This is a genomic window from Candidatus Profftia sp. (ex Adelges kitamiensis), from assembly GCF_020342455.1.
In the GTDB taxonomy this organism is placed as follows: domain Bacteria; phylum Pseudomonadota; class Gammaproteobacteria; order Enterobacterales; family Enterobacteriaceae; genus Profftia.
Genome location: NZ_CP080506.1, coordinates 974,437 through 994,714, shown reverse-complemented (window position 1 = coordinate 994,714; position 20,278 = coordinate 974,437). Strand labels below are relative to the sequence as shown.

Genomic DNA, 20,278 nt, shown 5'->3' with positions numbered 1-20,278 from the left:
AATATCAGTATCAATATTGATTATAAAATACTTATTTATTAAATAATAAAGAGGGTAGTAATGAGTACTCAAATAAAAACTCAAGTTGTGGTATTTGGTGCAGGACCAGCAGGTTATTCCGCGGCTTTTCGTTGTGCTGATTTAGGTTTAAACACTATTATCATTGAACGATATTTTACTTTAGGTGGTGTATGTTTGAATGTTGGTTGTATTCCCTCAAAATCTTTATTGCATGTAGCTAAAGTAATTAAGAAATCAAAAGAATTAAAGAAACTAGGTGTATTTTTTGGTGATCCTAAGATTGATATTAATAAAATACGTACCTGGAAAAATAATATTATTAGTAATATAAATAATGGTTTAGCTAATATGGCTAAAACACGAAGCGTGAAAGTTATTCATGGTATAGGTAAGTTTACTAGTAAACATACGATAGAAGTTGAAAGTAACAATAACAAAATTATAATTAATTTCGACAACGCTATTATAGCTTCTGGTTCTCATCCAGTAGAGCTACCACTTATTTCACATGAAGATCCACGCATTTGGAATTCTACCGATGCCTTAAAGTTACAATATATCCCTAAAAGACTTTTGGTTATAGGGGGCGGTATTATTGGTTTAGAAATGAGTACTATTTACCATGCGTTGGGTTCTGATATTGATCTAGTAGAAATGCAAAATCAAATTATACCTGATGCTGATCAAGACATAGTAACGGTACTCAATAGAAGTATAAGTAAAAAAATAAACGTGATGTTAAAAACAAGAGTAACTGCAGTAGAAGCTAAAGAAGATGGTATATATGTTACTATGGAAGGGGATATAGCACCTAATAAACCACAGTGTTATAATGCGGTTCTAGTAACTATTGGTCGTATACCTAATAGTAAATTACTTAATATAAATAAAGCATGTGTTGAAGTTGACGCACATGGATTTATTCCTGTTGATCAACAACTACGTACCAATGTACCACATATATTTGCTATAGGAGATATTGTTGGTCAGCCAATGTTAGCGCATAAAGGTATTTATTCAGGACATATTGTTGCTGAAGTAATTGCTGGTATGGATCATTATTTTGATCCTAGAGTGATTCCTGCAATAGCCTATACCGATCCAGAGATTGCGTGGGTTGGTATTACGGAGAGAGAAGCAAAATCAAAAGGTATTAACTATAAAATTTCTATTTTCCCCTGGTCATCTTCCGGACGTGCTATCTCTTCGGATTGTGCCGATGGTATAACAAAGCTAATTTTTGAAAAAAAGTCTAATCGTATTATAGGTGGTGCGATTGTCGGTACAAATGGTGGCGAGCTATTAGGTGAAATAGGTTTAGCTATAGAAATGGGTTGTGACGCTGAAGATATCGCATTAACTATTCATGCTCATCCAACTTTTTATGAATCGGTTGGGTTAGCAGCAGAAATATATGAAGGTAATATAACTGAAAAATTAATTTTTTAATATCTTAAAATTATTTTCTTAATTAAATGATATAATCGATATCAGATCTTTTTTATTATTAATTATTTTATTGTATTTTTATTTTTTATTTTTTATTATTAAATTTATCAAAATTATTAAAATAAATACGAATAATACTAATTAGTATATTGTTAATTTTATAATTTTATTAAAAGTTGTATAGAAAACCTATTAATTTGATTACATTTTAAATGAATCTCTACATTTTTGAATTAAATAGTACTGATTGATTAAGTAATACATATGTTTTTATACTGCATATAAAACTATTTTATAAATTAAATAAATAAATATTTCTAATTATATATTTATATTATTTTTATATAAATATTCTTCAATTTGTTTTAACTTTATATGAATTAAGGAATTCTTTGATACCTTTACTGTATCATTCATTAAGGATATTATAAATTATTATTTATAAATACATAAGATTAAAAATCTTCTTGAGATAATATTATACAATACACACCATGATATATTTGTATGTATAAATCTTGGTTAGTTTTAAAATTCATAATTTTTATAAAATATTTATTCTATAATATTTTATATATATTCATTATTCTTCTATTTTTCGACACTAATTAGTGTAGTTATTTTTTATTAGATATACCTACTATTATATAGTTTATTGATTATTATTATCCAATACATTATTAAATCATGATTTATTATTTTTATATTATTATTTCACGTCATCATTTAGCTTAATATTTTTAAAAATTATCTAATATAGTCTATAAAAACTTTAATTGATTTCTTTTAAATTTAAGAAAGTATTCTTTTTTTATTGTATACCTTCATTATTATGATTAATAATCAACTATTTATTAGCTACAATGATTATTATTTATATTTATTTGTATCTCTTGTATAACAATTTAATTATCATCCAAAATTAGCTTATATAAAATATGTTGAATAAAAATTTTTATTTAAGTGTAAGTATTAATATCTAAATGTAGTTAAAATACTTACATGAATAGGTTGAGATATGTTTGCATTATTATATATTATTAAAGAATTATATTTTTATTTTTAATTTTATTTTTATTTTTATTTTTACTATATCTTTATACCGTATTACATTAAATAATGTTACTAACAAACTTATTTTGTATAAGTTATACTGTTATTTATTAAATTCAATAAATAGTATAAGATAAATTATTTAAATAATTACAGTTATTACCTGTTAACACTGCTTGTACCAGTAAGTGTATATATCATACCTTTGTCTAGTATGTATTAAAATGATTTTTATTTTATCAAAATGCATAAGCTACTAGAAATAGATATGGTTATTTTATCTTGTTATATAACAAACCTTTTAAATGGCCTTTAATTTTATTATATAATATTGGTGTATTTATACATGACATGCAGTTATTATTTATCAAGATATTTTTATTATTCCTAATGCTATATAGATCTTAAGTTATATTTTATATATAGTCATAGACTATGTTTAATTTTCAATAAAATTAAACATAGGACGTGGAAAATTGCCAATATTTAATCCTTAAATTAAACTAAGTTGAGTAGTTAATATTATATACTACTAAAAAAATTTTGAATATATAGGTGTATCTTATTAGTTTCTTAGAGCATTTTTATATAAAAAGTAATTTACATAGTCTCATATGGTAGTAGTCAGTTTTTACAAAAATTAAAAAATAATATATATAGAGTGAAAAAACTATTCATATGTTATTTGGATAACACTAATACAAAGTACAATCATATACTAAAATAATAAAATTATATTCGGAGTTTAGTGTGAGATATTTACTAGAAATTGTAGTTAGTAACTAGAAGAAATAAAAGAAATTAGTATAACGTGTTAGTCTTGGTCTAAAATATAAATATTCATGATGTACAGTGTACATAATATTAAAAACAAAATTACACTACAATATGTAATATATATTTTATTAATTTTTATACTATTTTATACCTAAAATCAAGTAATATATACATTATACTCCAAATTAGTTTATTAATATTATTAGGTACGTATTTAATCTGAGATTAAAGTATTTACTATAGGTAGAACTCGCCATAAAATCTAAAATATTTATATATTCTGTATATAGGATATCAGATAAATGTTAAAATAATTATTTAGTGAATACTTTGATTAATATAATATAAGATATTAATCTTACGTTAAAAACGTAATAAATAGATCATTAGATTATGATTATCTATAATTATTTTTAGTTTTTAAACACTGAATTATTATTTAGATAAAAAGTATTTTGCAATAGCAAAATATCAATTATTACATTTTATATAATTAAATGTATTATTATTAAATAATAAGAAAAATTCATTTTCTAATATGAAAACATTTAATAATTAGTAATTAGTCATTATTAATATTTTTTATAACAGTCTACATTTTAATTGCAGGTCATATAAAAATACATTGTAATTTATTAAATTATACATAATTTTATTATGTGAGTATATCTTGTTTTTACTAAACTTACTTAATGCAATAAAATCTTTCATTAACTACTATACTTAATTATAGTTTTATATAGGTATTTACTCTATAAGAGTATATATGGTATATATTATATGGAAGATATCATGCAAATATTTACTAAAATATAATTAATAATTTATTAATTTATATTTATGTTATAGATTTTTATAATCTATATATAATTGAATTTTATTCAATACTTATTAATGAAGTAAAATTTAATTATTGCAATAAGTAAACATTTAATTGTGGTGTTATTAGAGCTATGAATCTAGTACTATTTTAAATAGTATCTAGATAAGATATTTTTATATAAAAATTTTTATCTTCTATTAAGAAGATGTGTTATCCTGTGTTAACAAAATAAAATCTTTAAAGATATGAAGATTTAAATAGTATAAAGGTTTTTTATTTTATATTACTTACTTATACGTTAAATATATTCAAAATTACAATTATTTATATATTTGTTTGCATAATAATCAATTAGGTTTAATCTATAATTTTTGTTAGGATATACTTATCCCGTTAACTGCTGATATTTTTGTTACAGATTAATCATTATATTAGATTTAATAAATTTTTATATATAATAAAATCTTTTTTATATCATAGTACGTATTAAATACGTAACAAATAACAATTTGATTCAACAGATTAATATTTTATATTATATACATTTTTCTAAAATTTAGTAGTTAATCAAAATAAGTATTTTATTCTATTAGTTAATAATATTATTAATTATTACCTAGTGTAGATGCTACAATGTAAAATTATAGATTTTATCTATATAAATAAAGTTAGAGGCAAAGATATATTAATAATTTTAAAAAAATAATTGATAGATTATTACGTAATATATGATGAATTTATACTTGTTTAGTTGGGCGTATAACTAATTTTTTATTAAGGTAATTTACCAACTGACCAGTTTTATTTCCTAAATAGAAAAACTATATTTAATGTCAAACATAATCTAATCAATATTATAATTATTTTTTTTAACATTTAATTGATCTATTTATGAAAAATAAAACATATACGCCATTACGTAAATAAAAGTATTTAAGATGATGATTAAAAATACTAATTAATATAAAACTTTATATTAATTAGTATAAATTATTTATATAGATATAAATTAGAATTACGTTTAATAGAACGATATATAGAATATAATATTACTATTATAGTAAATTTTACTTTAGATAAAAAGAGTGCTCTATACCATAATAAATATTAATTTAAAATCAATCTTTCTAAATAGTTAAAATATTTATAATAATATTTCATTATACCTATAAAAAATATATGTATTAAATAATAGTATTAGTTAGAAAGGTTATATCGTAATATATTACTTTTTCCTAGAAAAGACTTAATAGTCTATTTGTATATAATACTACAATACATTATTTAGAATATTTACTGTAGTATAGAATTTTGGGTTTTATTTATTTTGTTACTATATTGATAGAATCAATTATCATTAGATGATATTTCTCGTGTCTCTTTATTAGACAAATAAGTAATACTTAAATTTTGTATACTTATTTTTCTAAATATGGATTTAGTAATTAGTATAATTTAAATTACTTAAATATTATAGTACTTATAATATAATGAATTTACTACTTAAAACCTTTAGATTTGTAACATAAGATTTTTAGTTAGGATATATTGATAATATCATAGTTTTCTTTAGACTTTACAATTATCTTTAATTAAATATTATTTTTTAATATATAAGGATATAATAAAATATTATATGGATCATTTTTTGATACTTTTTAGTAGAAAAAACAGTTTATTGATTTTTATTAAGGTATTTTAATCATTTAAATAGCAAACACACATAATCAATAATATTAATCATAAAATAGATGGCTATATAGTATGCCGGTTCTAATAAAATATTATAACTTATGGTATTATCTGTAGATGAAGATATGTATTTTTATTTATATATATTCAAAGATTGTAAGGTTTAATTTTACTATAATTTAGTAATATCAATTCTATTGTGTTAAGAATGATTTATTGTTATAGATAAAAATTTTACATATATGTAAGTATTTTGTAATGCATAAGCAAATATTAGATTATTTATATATTTTAGACTATATTAACTATTTTATCTCTAAATTTTATACAATAATTATTAACCTAGATATAGTAAAAATCATTTGTTCAAGAACAATATAATCAATAATAGAGTGAATTAATAATATATTAGAATAATATTCATTAGAAGTTATTAAAAGATAATCAAATATTTATTAAAATAATATTTTTCATAAACATTGCTAATACAGTTATTTTTAATAGTAATACTTATATCTGATTTAGTATATTTATCTCATTAGAGATTATAACTATATTTGAATTATAGTATCAATAATAAAAATATGATATATAAAATATATATTTTGAAGACATTCCATAAACGTTTTACAATAAATTTATGGTTTATATATCAGTATATATATTTTATTCTGCTGATTATTTATTTTAATTATTTAATTAACATTAATTATAACTGGTGTAATTTAAAAAAATTTTATGCATAAGAATATGCAATTACTATATTTTTGATTAAAATTACTTACTTTTTAAATTTGAATAAATCAGGTTATTTATGTCTAATAGCGCTTTAAGTATTGTTATTCTTGCTGCTGGTAAGGGTACTAGAATATATTCTGATATGCCTAAAGTACTTCATAATTTAGCCGGAAAACCAATGGTTCAGCACGTAATTGATACTGCTATACAGTTAAAACCACAGAGTATATATTTAGTTTATGGTTATTATGGAAGTTTACTTAGAGAAAAGTTATCCAAGCAGCCTCTTAAATGGGTATTACAGGCTGAGCAGCTAGGTACTGGGCATGCTATGCAGCAAGCTGCGCTAAATTTTTCCTGTAATGAAGATATTTTAATGTTGTATGGTGATGTGCCTCTTATTTCCAAAGAAACTCTACAGCGTTTATTAGCAGTAAAGCCCTATAGGGGTATTGGTCTACTTACAGCTAGGGTAATGGATCCCACAGGATACGGTCGTATATTGAGAAAGAATAATCGTGTAATTAAAATTATTGAACATAAAGATGCTACAGCAGAACAACATAAAATTAATGAAGTTAATACTGGTATTCTAGTTGCTAATAGTAGGGAACTTAAACGTTGGTTAAGCAAGTTAAATAAGAATAATGTACAAGGAGAATATTACATAACAGATATTATTTCTTTAGCCCATGAAGAAGGTAGTCTTATTGAAACTGTTTATCCTTATCGACTAAGCGAAATTGAGAATGTAAATAACCGTTTACAGTTATCAGCATTGGAGCGTGAGTATCAATATGAACAAGCTCAGAAACTCATGTTAGCGGGGGTAATGCTTATCGATCCATCTCGTTTTGATTTACGTGGATCATTAATTCACGGTCGTGATATTTTTATTGATGTGAATGTCATTATTAAAGGTTTAGTGAGACTAGGAAATCGTGTACACATTGAGGCTGGTTGTATTTTAAAGGACTGTATTATTGGTGATGACTGTGTAATTAGTTCTTACACTATAATTGAAAACTCAACTTTAGCAGCTAAGTGTACTATCGGGCCATTTGCTCATCTGCGTCCTGGATCTAATCTTGCTAAAAAGGCACATGTAGGTAATTTTGTAGAAATGAAACAAGTGCGCTTAGGTAATCACTCTAAAGTAGGTCATCTCTCCTATTTAGGAGATGCTGAAGTTGGTGATTATGTTAATATTGGCGCCGGTACTATTACTTGTAATTATGATGGTGCAAATAAATTAAAGACTATTATAGGTGATCATGTATTTATTGGTTCTGATACACAGCTAGTGGCTCCGGTTACCATTAGTAATGGAGTTACTATTGCTGCTGGTACTACGGTAACTAATAATGTAGCTAAAAATGAATTAGTAATTAGCCGAGTTAAACAAACGCATGTCCCCGCATGGAAGCGCCCAATAAAAAAATAATACTAGTTAATAAATAAAATAATATTTTTTAAAAGGAAACACTTTATTTTGCCTGTGTTTATATTTTTAATTTAAATAGCTTGATTAGCTGTATTGCATTGCAAATAAAATAATATTTATACCTATTTATAAGGTAATTAATCATTTATAATAAATAAAAAATTATAAAATAATTATTTTATATTCTAAAAATTAGTATACATAAAAATAAAAGCGTATAGAGCTTGATATAATAGTAAATAAAATTATGTTGTTATTATAGGAATCAAACACTATGTGTGGAATTGTTGGCGCAGTAGCGCGGCATGACGTTACAAACTTTTTATTAGAAAGTCTTCATCGTTTAGAATACCGTGGTTACGATTCTGCGGGGTTGGCAGTTACAGATAACCAGGGTAGTATACAACGTATACGTCGTGTTGGTAAAGTACAAGCATTACAAGATGCGATGATTGAAAATCCAATTACTGGTAGAATCGGTATTGCGCATACTCGCTGGGCAACTCACGGAGAACCTACTGAACAAAATGCACACCCGCATGTTTCTGAGCATATTGCTGTTGTACATAATGGTATTATTGAAAATCATGAATCACTTCGTATTATGCTTATAAAACGTGGCTATCATTTTATATCTAAAACAGATACTGAGGTTATTGCTCATCTAACGCATTGGGAGCAACTTTATTGTGGCGGTTCGTTGTTAGAAGTAGTTCAGCGCGTCATTTCACAATTACGCGGTACATATGGTACCGTAGTAATGGATAGTTATAGTCCTGAGTTACTTATTACTGCACGTTCTGGTAGTCCGTTGGTTATCGGTTGTGGTATAGATGAAAATTTTATTGCCTCAGATCAACTAGCTCTGCTACCAGTAACTAATAATTGTATTTTTTTAGAAGAAGGTGACATTGCTTCAGTTACTTGTAATATAATCAAAGTATTTGATAAATACGGGAATGATGTTAAACGTACAGAAATAAAACTGAATACAAAATACGATGTTAGTGATAAAGGTGTATACTATCATTATATGCAAAAAGAGATATACGAACAGCCCTTAGCAATTAAAAATACACTTAAAAATAGATTAAGATATGGATCAGTAGATCTAAGTGAACTAGGTGAAAAAGCAGATTTAATATTAGCTGAAGTAGAACATATACAGATTATTTCTTGTGGTACTTCATATCACTCAGGTATAGTAGCTCGTTATTGGTTTGAATCTCTTATTGGGTTACCTTGTGATGTTGAAATTGCTTCTGAATTTCGTTATCGTAGATCTGTAGTACGTAAAAATAGTTTAATTATTACACTTTCGCAATCTGGTGAAACTGCAGATACTTTAGCGGCACTACGTTTATCTAAAAAAAATGGTTATCTAGGATCTTTAGCTATATGTAATGTAGCAAGCTCATCATTATTACGCGAATCTGATTTAGCGCTCTTAACTAAAGCTGGTATCGAAATTGGAGTTGCTTCAACCAAAGCTTTCACTACTCAGCTAACAGTACTATTATTATTGGTAGTAAATATTGGCCGTTTGCATAATATTTCCAATCAGATAGTACAAGATATTATTCAAGCGCTACAAGTGTTACCCCAACGTATTGAACAAATACTATCTATGGATCTAGGTATTGCAGATCTAGCAGAAGATTTTATGGATAAACAACATGTTTTATTTATAGGAAGAGGAGATCAGTATCCTATTGCAATGGAAGGAGCTTTAAAGTTAAAAGAAATATCTTATATTCATGCAGAAGCTTATGCTGCAGGTGAGTTAAAGCATGGACCATTAGCCCTTATTGATGCTAATATGCCAGTAGTAGTTATTGCACCTAATAATACACTTTTAGAAAAATTAAAATCTAATATTGAAGAGGTGCGTGCTCGTAGTGGTTTGCTTTATATTTTTGCCGATATTAATGCTGGTTTTAATAATAGTGTAGGTATGCGTGTGATCTCCCTACCCCATGTAGAAGAAATAATTGCACCAATATTTTATACCGTGCCATTACAGCTCCTTTCTTACTATGTTGCTTTAATTAAAGGAACAGATATTGATCATCCACGTAATTTAGCAAAATCAGTAACTGTTGAATAAAGATCGTATTATATATTTATAGTTATTTTTTTCTTTATCATAAAATATTTTAAGGAAAAATAAATTCAATATATATTGATATCCTTAATTATTTTGTAACTACTTTATACGCGAAACATATTCACCAGACCGAGTATCCACTTTTATTACTTCACCAATTTGTACGAATAATGGGACTTTTACCACTACTCTAGTACTTAGAGTAGCAGGCTTACTACTAGTATTAGTAGTATCTCCTTTTATTCCTGGATCGGTATTGATGACTTTCAACTCTACAAAATTTGGAGGAATTACCTGAATTGGGTAATTATTCCATAGAATTATAAGGTACTCCTCCTGATGTATCATCCATTTATAATTATCTCCAATAGCTTTTTTATCTGCAGATAGCTGTTCAAAATTTTCTTTATTTATAAAAAAATATAACCCACTATCATTATAAAGGTAAGTAAAATTTAAAGTAATAATATCTGCACCTTTTACATAATCAGTAGCTTTAAAGGTTTTTTCAACTCTAGTACCGGTTAGAAGACGGCGCATTTTAACACGAGTAAAAGCTTGTCCTTTACCTGGTTTAACAAACTCACTACTTTCGATAGCATAAGGTTCTCCCTCTAAGATTATTTTTAGACCAGGACGAAAATTATTGCTAGAATAGTTAGTCATAAAATACCTATGATATTATTTATAATTGGGGTATAGTTTACATGGTATATAGTTTTACTAAAAATTATCAATCTTATCAAGAAGGGTGGTTGCAACAACTTACTAATGCTATTAATAAACCATCAGAGTTACTTGAATACGTAGAACTTTCTAATAGCCCTCAGTTGGAAAAAAGCCATGATGCGCGTTATCCTTTCTCTTTACGAGTTCCTCATACTTTTGCGCGTCGTATAAAAAAGGGAGATCCTTATGATCCTCTTTTGCTGCAGGTTATGACTTCTACTAAGGAATTTACTATAACTCCTGGGTATTCGAATAATCCAGTTGACGAGCAAAATGATATAATTGTAGTACCCGGGCTACTGCATAAATATATTAATAGAGTATTACTATTAGTTAAAAATAATTGTGCAGTACATTGTCGTTATTGCTTTCGTCGTTACTTCCCTTATAATAATAATAAAGGTAATAAAACTAACTGGCGTCAAGCATTAAATTATATTTATCAACACCAGGAATTGGATGAAATTATTTTCTCTGGCGGTGATCCATTGATGGCAAAAGATCATGAGTTATCCTGGTTACTTAATGCAACTGAAGCTATTCCACATATAAAACGTCTTCGTATACATACTCGTTTACCGGTAGTGATTCCTGATCGTATCACTAAAAAACTTATTAATATTTTCTCTAAGTCGCGTCTTAATATTATTTTAGTAACACATATTAATCATGCTTATGAGATCGGTGTAGAACTCTATGATGCTATGACACAACTAAAAAGAGTTGGCGTTACCTTACTAAATCAAAGTGTGTTATTGCGCGGTATAAATGATAATGCTAATACGCTTGCTGATCTGAGTAATGCTCTTTTTAGTGCAGGAATTATACCATATTATTTACATTTACTTGATAAAGTACAAGGCACTGCACATTTTATGGTTTCAGATTATGAGGCTCAAGGTATTATGCGTAATTTAATTACAAAGATTTCTGGTTATATGGTACCTAAGCTTACGCGAGAAATAGGAGGAGAACCAAGCAAAACTCTTATTGATTTAGGTTTGCGACAGAGTTAAAGTTAAGACTTCTATTTTAGCAAAATAAATAGTTTAAGGATTCTATTAAGAATTATTTAAAAAATTTATATTAACAATAATTATATTGTTATCAATAATTATTTTAATAATAAGCTAAATATAGTATTTTTATTAAATACTATAATGTTTTGCATTCTAAATGTTAGAATTGAATAAATTAATGTAGATATGTAGTAATTTTTTAGTTTAAAGATTGATTTTGTAAGTTACAATTATATTGTATATTTTAAGCATAAATATAATTGCAAATAACTTAATATATAATATCAAGGTTATAACTTAACTGTATTAAATTTTCTCTAAAGATATAAAAACAGTTATTATATTGCATTATTCTATTAAGTTAATTAAGTGTATTTTTCTTATTTTAATATTTTAATATCTCTTTATTAAAAGTTTTTACTACTATAATTCAGGTATTCAAATTAGAATAAAATACTTTTACTAAGGTTTTTAACATTCTATTATAATATAATCTTTAGATTTTTATTATCTAAGATGAATTTTATAAATATCTACTAAATTTTTTTAGTTTATATATATTTCAATTCTCTGTTTATATTCTACTAAGTTTTATATTAAATACTTTATTTATATTTTGCATATGATAGATAGAATACTATTCTAGTAATAGATTAAAAATCTATTAACAAAATGTATTAGTATTAAAAATTTTTAAAAAGATTAAAAATTAGTTCTATTTTTAGCAAAATAATATATAATGGTTTCAATAGTATTTTATTTATAAATATAATTTATAGATTATTTAATAAATATAACTAAAGCTAATTTAAAATACAATATACTAAATAATGAAGACTATAGGTATTAAGTATTGATTTATGTTGATATAAAAAATATTAAAATATTTTATAAAATAAAATTTTAATATTTACATATTAATATGTCATTCCTCTAAGAGAGTGAGAGCTGAATACTTTTGTTAAAAACAATATTTGATATTAAATATTTTTAAAATAACATTTATATGTTTTTATTTTAATAAAATATATGATATATCATCATATAAATAATTTGTATTATACATAATACTTATATAAATAAGTAATATCTTTATTATACTTTTAATATTAATTACCTAAATGATATTTAATATATCTATGATTTTTATAAATATAAAATAAGATGCAAAATTTTTTAAAGATTATCTAATATAAAATACTTTTATATCTTAATGAAAGATAAATATAAAAATATATTTTATATATTCTTAATATCATTAGTGTTTATATAAAATTACTATAAGAGTCTATATTTTGTTTAATATTTTAAAATATTTTTAATTATAATATATACTTACTTATATTTTTTATAATAAATTTTTTATTATAATTTTTATAAATATTTAATGTATTTGTAGTTACATGATTAGTGTATATGCTATGTGTTCATTAACATACATATGGAGTTTATTTTATGTTATTTACAATACGTATTATAATAACTGTTTTATACTGTATTGTGGTCTGTGTGTTTGGTTGTATTTATTGTATATTTAGTCCACGCAATCCACGTCATGCTACTACTTTTAGCCATATATTTGGACGCTTATCCTTTTTATTTGGATTAAAAATAGAGATCCGTATTCCTATTTCAGTACAAGATTACGGTAACTCTATTTATATTGCTAATCATCAGAATAATTATGATATGATAACAATATCTAACGCTATGCAAAACAATATGGTTACTATGGGTAAGAAAAGTATTATCTGGCTTCCATTCTTTGGACAGCTATACTGGCTTACCGGTAATGTTATTATTGACCGAACTAATCGGTCTAAAGCGCATAAAACTCTTTTAGGAGTAATTAATCAGTGCCGTACTAAAAAAATATCATTTTTAATATTTCCTGAAGGTACTCGTAGTCGTGGTCGAGGATTAATGCCTTTTAAAAGTGGTGCTTTCCATGCGGCTATTGCGGCTAAGGTACCTCTTATTCCGGTCTGTACATCTAATACTCACAATAAAATTAAACTTAACCGTTATCATAACGGTTTGGTAATTATTGAAATGTTACCGCCTATTAATGTAACTAAATATAGAAAAAATCAGGTACGTGAACTTTCTATCTATTGTCATAATCTTATGCAACATAAAATTAATGAATTAAATATGGAAGTTATTGCTCGTGAAACTAAATCCTAATTTTAAGTAGTTTTTATTTTATATTAGTAATATTTTATAGAATTTATTGTTTTTATTAAGGATGTTATTTAAATATTTTTATAATTTTAATACTAATACATATATTTCGGATGTCTTTATTAGTATAATGTTAGTTATTCAGTATATATATTTATATAATCATCTTAAATATAATATTATATAAGATATTTACAATATTATTTTTATTATCTGATAATGTACTAAGTATCATAAAACTTAATAGTTGGTATACTACTAAAATAGAAATCAATAGAAAAATATTATTACTTAACTTATAGTTATAATCAGTAGTTTAATATACATAAAAATAGTATAATAATAAATTTATCAACATAGTATACAAGTTTTACAATAATCACTATTATTTTAATCTTTTAAGATTATCTTAGGTTAATTTTATTAGTGAATTTCTTTAGTAAGATAGTAAAAATCTCCTAATATTAATTATACTTTAATATATTTAATAAATTATAATAGTTAATAACACATAAATACTTTATCTTAAAATGTATCACTTAAAGTACAAATAAAATATAAAATACTACTTAATATTAGATAAGTTATTCTTGAATGATATAAATCATTATAAACTATTTTATTTTATGTTCTATAAAAGCATTGGTTAATTTTATTGTAACATCTATTTAGTATTATTTAATATTAGTTAATTATTGACCCAACTATTTATTTTTACGTTTATATTAATTATAAATAAGTTAGTATTACTTAAATATATTTAGCATATCCATAAAATAAGGTAGACAGTAAAAGTGTTTTAATTTTATATTTGATATAATTTTGCTTGTATTTAATTTGGTAAATTTAAAGTATAATTACAGCGCTTTACTAAATTTTATATTTATATATTCTTGGTTATTAAAGGATTGAATTATTTTACTTATGTTTATGTATATGTGCTTTGATCAGTTATAATATTATTATATTTTATATTACACGTAATATTTGACATAATATTAAAAATACAAAATTATATTATAATTATGTAACTGTAAATTATTTTTTGAGAAAAAATTAAACTTTAGCAAAGTTAACTTTGTTATTATTTTAAGTGTGTATCTTCTTTAGTTATTATATTACGAATTAAAATTATTGTAATTTTTTAAAATATATACTCTGATAAAGATGCTGTTAAATATATTATATTTAATAAATATAATATATTCGATAAGTATTTTAGTCTAATTTATTAATAGAGATTATATTTTAATATATTCTATTAATTTATTATCTTTAATAAGATTAAAGGTTAGTAGCTTCTAACTACGATAGATATTAGGAATATCTTGCGGTTTTCGTAATAAAGAGAATACAATAGTTTTATATTAAGGAGGTAATAACAATGATTAAATTATTAAAATTAACAATTGCATTTTTTTTACTTTTAATTACTTTTAAAATACCTTATGCAATTACTAGTAGACAAGATGTGGAAGTAGGTTTTTCACCAGGGAAAACAGCAAAACAGATAGTTATTATGGCAATTGAAGAAGCGAAAAATTCAATTGATATTTCAGCTTACTCTTTTACTAGTAAGCCTATTGCATTAGCTTTGGTAGACGCTAAAGAACGAGGCGTTAATGTAAGAGTAGTTGCTGATAAAAAATTAAATGGAGGAAAGTATACTGCTATAACTTACTTAGCTCATCATCACGTACCAGTAAAACTCAATGATAAATATGCTATTATGCACAATAAATTTATTATTATTGATAATAATTCCGTTGAAACTGGATCTTTTAACTATACGCAAAATGCAGTATCCCGTAATGCAGAAAATGTTATTTATTTACGCAATAGACCAGATATTGCTAAAAAATATTTACAAGAATTTAATCGTTTATGGAGAGAATCTACTTATTAAATTTATATATGGTAATATAATTTTAGAATATATATATTCATTATAGATAATTAATGAACTACTATAGAATAGTATATAGAATTTTTCAGTAATACTTTTAAATAAAATAGTGGATTAATTACACGGTATTAATATAGTTGGATTATGTTGTATATTTTATTAAAGTAATGAGTTTTAAAATATTAATTGATCTTTAATATAAGAACTTATCTAAAGAAAAATATTATTTGTATATTTACATATATTTTTTACCATTTTTAATGGCTTAATTAATTATTCTTTTATATAATTAAAATAAATATTATATTATTAATATAATTATTAATATTTATTAAAAATAAATTGTTTTAAATAAGAGTATAATAGTTTAATAGAATTAATAAAAGTCATAGTATATATTATAACCTATTGAAATAGTGTATTTTAAAAAATATTTTTACTTATAGTTATTTTAAATTTTTATATTTAATAAATATGAGTTAATAATTCAGTTGATTGATAAGTTTACGTTATATTTAAAAAATAATAATTATGTAAGTAAGGTATTATACTAAATAATTATATTAATAAATTTTATTATATTATTTATTAAATATTTATATTGAAATTTTATCTTGAATATAATGTACGAAGAGATATTTAATAAATATTCAAATCAATAACATCAATGTATTTCATGGTACATATCAAGCATTGTACGATATTAAGTTAAAATATCCTACAAAAGAAACGTTATTTTTATTAAATACCAGTGTTACGGATTAAACCTTATTATTACTTGGTTTTAAACCTATTAGATACTTATGTTCTGTTAAAATATTAATTTTTGATAATAAATTTTAGATAAACTTAGTAATAAAGACGTTCAGAAAGTATAACTTAATGTTGGAATAGTATTTTCAATACTATGATATAATCACATCTAATTATAATTAAAAATATAATTAAAACACTATGCAAAATTTTAAGCTTAAGTAAAGTACCGGATGTAAGGTGCACTAAAAAATTATTGTAGCTTCTGTCTTTATTTAATTAATTATATTCTCTATTTATTTTCCACAGCATATGTTTTTATTGGTAAGATATAGTGTATAGCTATAGCGTGTACTTTAATGATGGATCTAAATATTTTACCTATTTAACTAAACTACTACAACATTAGATCTGGAAATTATAGTATAGATTATTAGCATTATAGGATTAGCATGTAAAACAGCCAGTAAATTGCTTATATGAAAAAAACTGATTAAGTATAGTTATATTAATAAAATAATTTTTTACCACTAAACTAAAGTTGTTGCTAATTATCTACTCTATAAATTTAGAATATTTTATTATAATAATTTTTTAAAAATTATATTTTTACATGGATGACTTGTTATAAATATTATTGTTATATCAAATACTTATATTTTATCTTTAGATTTATACATATATTAATAACCAAATATTAATATTTAGTATATAATTAAATAATAAGCTTTTTTATATATAATATAAGTAACTTATTATAAGATTTTATTTTAAAAATAAAATTTATTATTTATATAATCACTCAAGCATTAGTAGATATAAGTTTTATATTATTTATAAACATAACTTTTATGCAAAGTATTCTACTTATATTATTTAATACCTATATATTTAATATTGTAAAATATTTGTATCTTTATTATAATTACTATTATAAATATTTTATTTTATAAAAATTTGGTAAATTATCATACATGATACATGTGTACTTTACTAAGTAATATCTAAAACAGAAGTATATTTTAGGAATAGATGATAAAGTTATTATATAAAGTATATTAATAAAAAAAATGTTGAAATACTTATTTAATTTAACTTTATTCCAAATAAAATCATATAGATTTAATCATTAAAATTGGTATCTTTAACTAGATATACTTATTATTTAATATTTTTATTAAATAAAATTGACAAACATAAAAAAATTATATGTATAACTTTTATATATTAGGTAATATCAATACATTTTGTTTCTTTGATAAGAATAAATATATTATTGAAATATAGGTTATCTTATATATTTTATTTTATTAAATATATACAATTATCACACATCAATATGTTATATAAAAAAATTGCTATTTTTATATAAAAGATTAGGTATTAATAAAATATATTTTTATAGAAACTATAATTTCTATTATAGTCTTATAAAATAATAAAATCTTTAAGGATCTACGTTTGCCAATATTTTTTTAAAAATAGTTTAAAAGCAAATTATTTTTTCAAAATAACCCCTCTAATAACAAAGATATAATTTATTATTTTATATAAATTCTATAAATAAAATAATGTAAATATAATTCTATTATAACTAGAACTATTTTTTTTAAAAAATATCTATACTAGTAAAAGTGCAATATAGTAATATTAAGTTATATACTTGATCAGTATACATTAATAGTATAATCAGTACACCTATATTATTAGTCTAATAATACTTAATTATTAATACATTAAGCAATGGAATTTTTAATGCTATATTTATAAATTTTATTTTTAATAAAAACCTAGATACTTAAAGTATAAATCTTTTAATTTATTAGATAACTTAATTAGTATATTTTGTAGGTTACAATATAGGTTGTTTGTTATAAATTACTTATTAAATTATTAATTTCTTAATATTCTATATAATTTAATTTAATAGTTTATGGTATTAATTTATTAATGCCTTACTTTTAGAAAGTAATTACATACAAGATTAATAATATAGTTAATAACAAAAAAATCTCTGTAATTATATTCAGAAAATGTTTTTAAGTTCTTTAGATTAGTATACTATGCAAATAGTAGTACTGACATTTGATGCCTAATAATAAGTGCTATATATTAGGTTAATAATATTTTCACTTATAATTTGATACTGTTGGCTAGTAAATGCAATAAGTTTAGATTATAGATAGAAACTTATATAAACCAATTGTAATTAGTATATTAAATTGTTTATAATATCGCAATTTGATATATTTGTATTCTTAGCTGTTAAAGGATAATTATCCATAATAATATTAAATAAAAAATATCAACACAAGACAGTGTTGCTGGAGGAGGCTGTAAGCTGCCTTAATATACGCAGTAACGGTATTTATATTGATGGCACTTTTGGTAGTGGAGGTCACTCACGTCTAATTTTATCCCTTTTAGGGATAAAAGGGCGTTTATTAGCTTTTGATCGTGATCCACAGGCTGTAATAGCAGCAGCAGATATTACAGATCCACGTTTTTCTATTATTTATAGTAGATTCTCTAGTATTGCTAGTTATATACAAAGACTAGGTTTAGAAGGTCAAATAAATGGTATTTTACTTGACCTTGGTGTTTCTTCACTACAACTTAATAATGCTAATCGTGGTTTTTCTTTTATGCATGATGGTCCACTAGATATGCGTATGGACCAGACTAGAGGATTATTTGCTGCCAAATGGCTTATGACATCTGAAGAAAAGATTTCCTGGGTGCTGAAGACTTTCGGTGAAGAAAGATTTGCTAAACGTATTTCTCGTGCGATAGTTGAACGCAACCGTATTAAACCTATAACTAGCACGCATCAACTAGCAACAGTGGTAACTAATGCAATGCCATTTCGTGAAAAACATAAACATCCTGCAACACGTAGTTTTCAGGCTATACGAATTTATATTAATAGAGAACTAGAAGAGATAAAAAAGGTTTTACATAGTTCCTTGCAAATACTAGCCCCTGAAGGGCGTCTTGTAGTAATCAGTTTTCATTCCCTAGAAGATCGTATCGTAAAAGATTTTATTCGTCATCATAGCGTTGGCCATCAATTACCAGTTGGTATTCCTCTAACTGCATTGCAGTTACATAACTACAGTAGTTATAAATTAAAAGCGCTTGGAAAAATAAAAGCTAGTAGTCTAGAGATAAGTTTAAATCCACAGGCAAGAAGCTCATTGCTTCGTTTTGCCAAAAGAATAGCCGAATGATTAGTAATTATCGTTATACTTTAATTACTATTATCAGTAGAGATATAATCCGTCAAGGAAAGATAGTATATTTTTTATTTATCAGTGTATTAATTTCAGCTGTATTCGTTGTGATAATAACGCACAATACTCGTTTATTAATAATACAACGTGAGCAATTATTTATTGCACGTATTGCATTAGATGTTGAGTGGCGTAATCTCCTTCTGGAAGAAAATGTATTAGGGGATCATATTAGAATAGAACAAATTGCAATAAAGAAATTACATATGCAGTATATAGATCCATGTAAAGAGAATATTTTAATTAAATAATTAAATTATTTGATACAATTATATTTTCATTATAACATC

Annotated in this window: 9 protein-coding genes; 8 read left to right on the top strand and 1 reads right to left on the bottom strand. The window is 23.6% G+C overall.

Translation table 11 applies throughout. The features are described from left to right. Positions 1-60: 60 nt before the first annotated feature. The 3 genes from lpdA (at position 61) to glmS (ending at position 10,104) form a co-directional block, all read left to right on the top strand. Positions 61-1,470, top strand: coding sequence for a dihydrolipoyl dehydrogenase (lpdA, locus tag K0T98_RS02620; RefSeq protein ID WP_225639302.1), 1,410 nt, complete (start codon positions 61-63; stop codon positions 1,468-1,470). Positions 1,471-6,629: 5,159 nt separating this feature from the next. Continuing rightward, positions 6,630-7,997, top strand: coding sequence for a bifunctional UDP-N-acetylglucosamine diphosphorylase/glucosamine-1-phosphate N-acetyltransferase GlmU (glmU, locus tag K0T98_RS02615; RefSeq protein ID WP_225639301.1), 1,368 nt, complete (start codon positions 6,630-6,632; stop codon positions 7,995-7,997). Between the two features lie 274 nt (positions 7,998-8,271). Continuing rightward, positions 8,272-10,104, top strand: coding sequence for a glutamine--fructose-6-phosphate transaminase (isomerizing) (gene glmS, locus K0T98_RS02610; RefSeq protein ID WP_225639300.1), 1,833 nt, complete (start codon positions 8,272-8,274; stop codon positions 10,102-10,104). 99 nt (positions 10,105-10,203) lie between these two features. On the opposite strand, the gene efp is transcribed toward glmS, so the two are convergent. Then, positions 10,204-10,770, bottom strand: coding sequence for an elongation factor P (gene efp / locus K0T98_RS02605; RefSeq protein ID WP_225639299.1), 567 nt, complete (start codon positions 10,768-10,770; stop codon positions 10,204-10,206). Positions 10,771-10,811: 41 nt separating this feature from the next. On the opposite strand from efp, the gene epmB reads away from it, so the two are divergent. The 5 genes from epmB (at position 10,812) to ftsL (ending at position 20,239) form a co-directional block, all read left to right on the top strand. Then, complete coding sequence (epmB, locus tag K0T98_RS02600; protein WP_225639298.1) at positions 10,812-11,849, top strand: EF-P beta-lysylation protein EpmB; 1,038 nt, start codon at positions 10,812-10,814, stop codon at positions 11,847-11,849. A gap of 1,458 nt (positions 11,850-13,307) precedes the next feature. Beyond that, the gene (locus K0T98_RS02595) at positions 13,308-14,039 is read left to right on the top strand and encodes a 1-acylglycerol-3-phosphate O-acyltransferase (RefSeq protein ID WP_225639297.1); all 732 of its coding nucleotides are present in this window, start codon (positions 13,308-13,310) and stop codon (positions 14,037-14,039) included. A 1,381-nt stretch (positions 14,040-15,420) separates the two neighbouring features. Further along, positions 15,421-15,942 (top strand): phospholipase D family nuclease, encoded by a 522-nt coding sequence (locus K0T98_RS02590; RefSeq protein WP_225639296.1) that lies wholly within the window; start codon positions 15,421-15,423, stop codon positions 15,940-15,942. A 3,041-nt stretch (positions 15,943-18,983) separates the two neighbouring features. Beyond that, complete coding sequence (gene rsmH, locus K0T98_RS02585) at positions 18,984-19,925, top strand: 16S rRNA (cytosine(1402)-N(4))-methyltransferase RsmH (RefSeq protein ID WP_225639684.1); 942 nt, start codon at positions 18,984-18,986, stop codon at positions 19,923-19,925. Continuing rightward, complete coding sequence (ftsL, locus tag K0T98_RS02580) at positions 19,922-20,239, top strand: cell division protein FtsL (protein ID WP_225639295.1); 318 nt, start codon at positions 19,922-19,924, stop codon at positions 20,237-20,239. Before rsmH ends, ftsL begins: the two co-directional genes overlap by 4 nt. Positions 20,240-20,278 lie beyond the last annotated feature (39 nt).

Excerpts from the sequence above, each read along its gene's own strand:
- K0T98_RS02595 (WP_225639297.1), top strand. The coding sequence starts at position 13,308 with ATGTTATTTACAATACGTATTATAATAACTGTTTTATACTGTATTGTG.
- glmU (WP_225639301.1), top strand. The coding sequence starts at position 6,630 with ATGTCTAATAGCGCTTTAAGTATTGTTATTCTTGCTGCTGGTAAGGGT.
- epmB (WP_225639298.1), top strand. The coding sequence starts at position 10,812 with ATGGTATATAGTTTTACTAAAAATTATCAATCTTATCAAGAAGGGTGG.
- glmS (WP_225639300.1), top strand. The coding sequence starts at position 8,272 with ATGTGTGGAATTGTTGGCGCAGTAGCGCGGCATGACGTTACAAACTTT.
- lpdA (WP_225639302.1), top strand. The coding sequence starts at position 61 with ATGAGTACTCAAATAAAAACTCAAGTTGTGGTATTTGGTGCAGGACCA.
- ftsL (WP_225639295.1), top strand. The coding sequence starts at position 19,922 with ATGATTAGTAATTATCGTTATACTTTAATTACTATTATCAGTAGAGAT.
- K0T98_RS02590 (WP_225639296.1), top strand. The coding sequence starts at position 15,421 with ATGATTAAATTATTAAAATTAACAATTGCATTTTTTTTACTTTTAATT.
- efp (WP_225639299.1), bottom strand. The coding sequence starts at position 10,770 with ATGACTAACTATTCTAGCAATAATTTTCGTCCTGGTCTAAAAATAATC.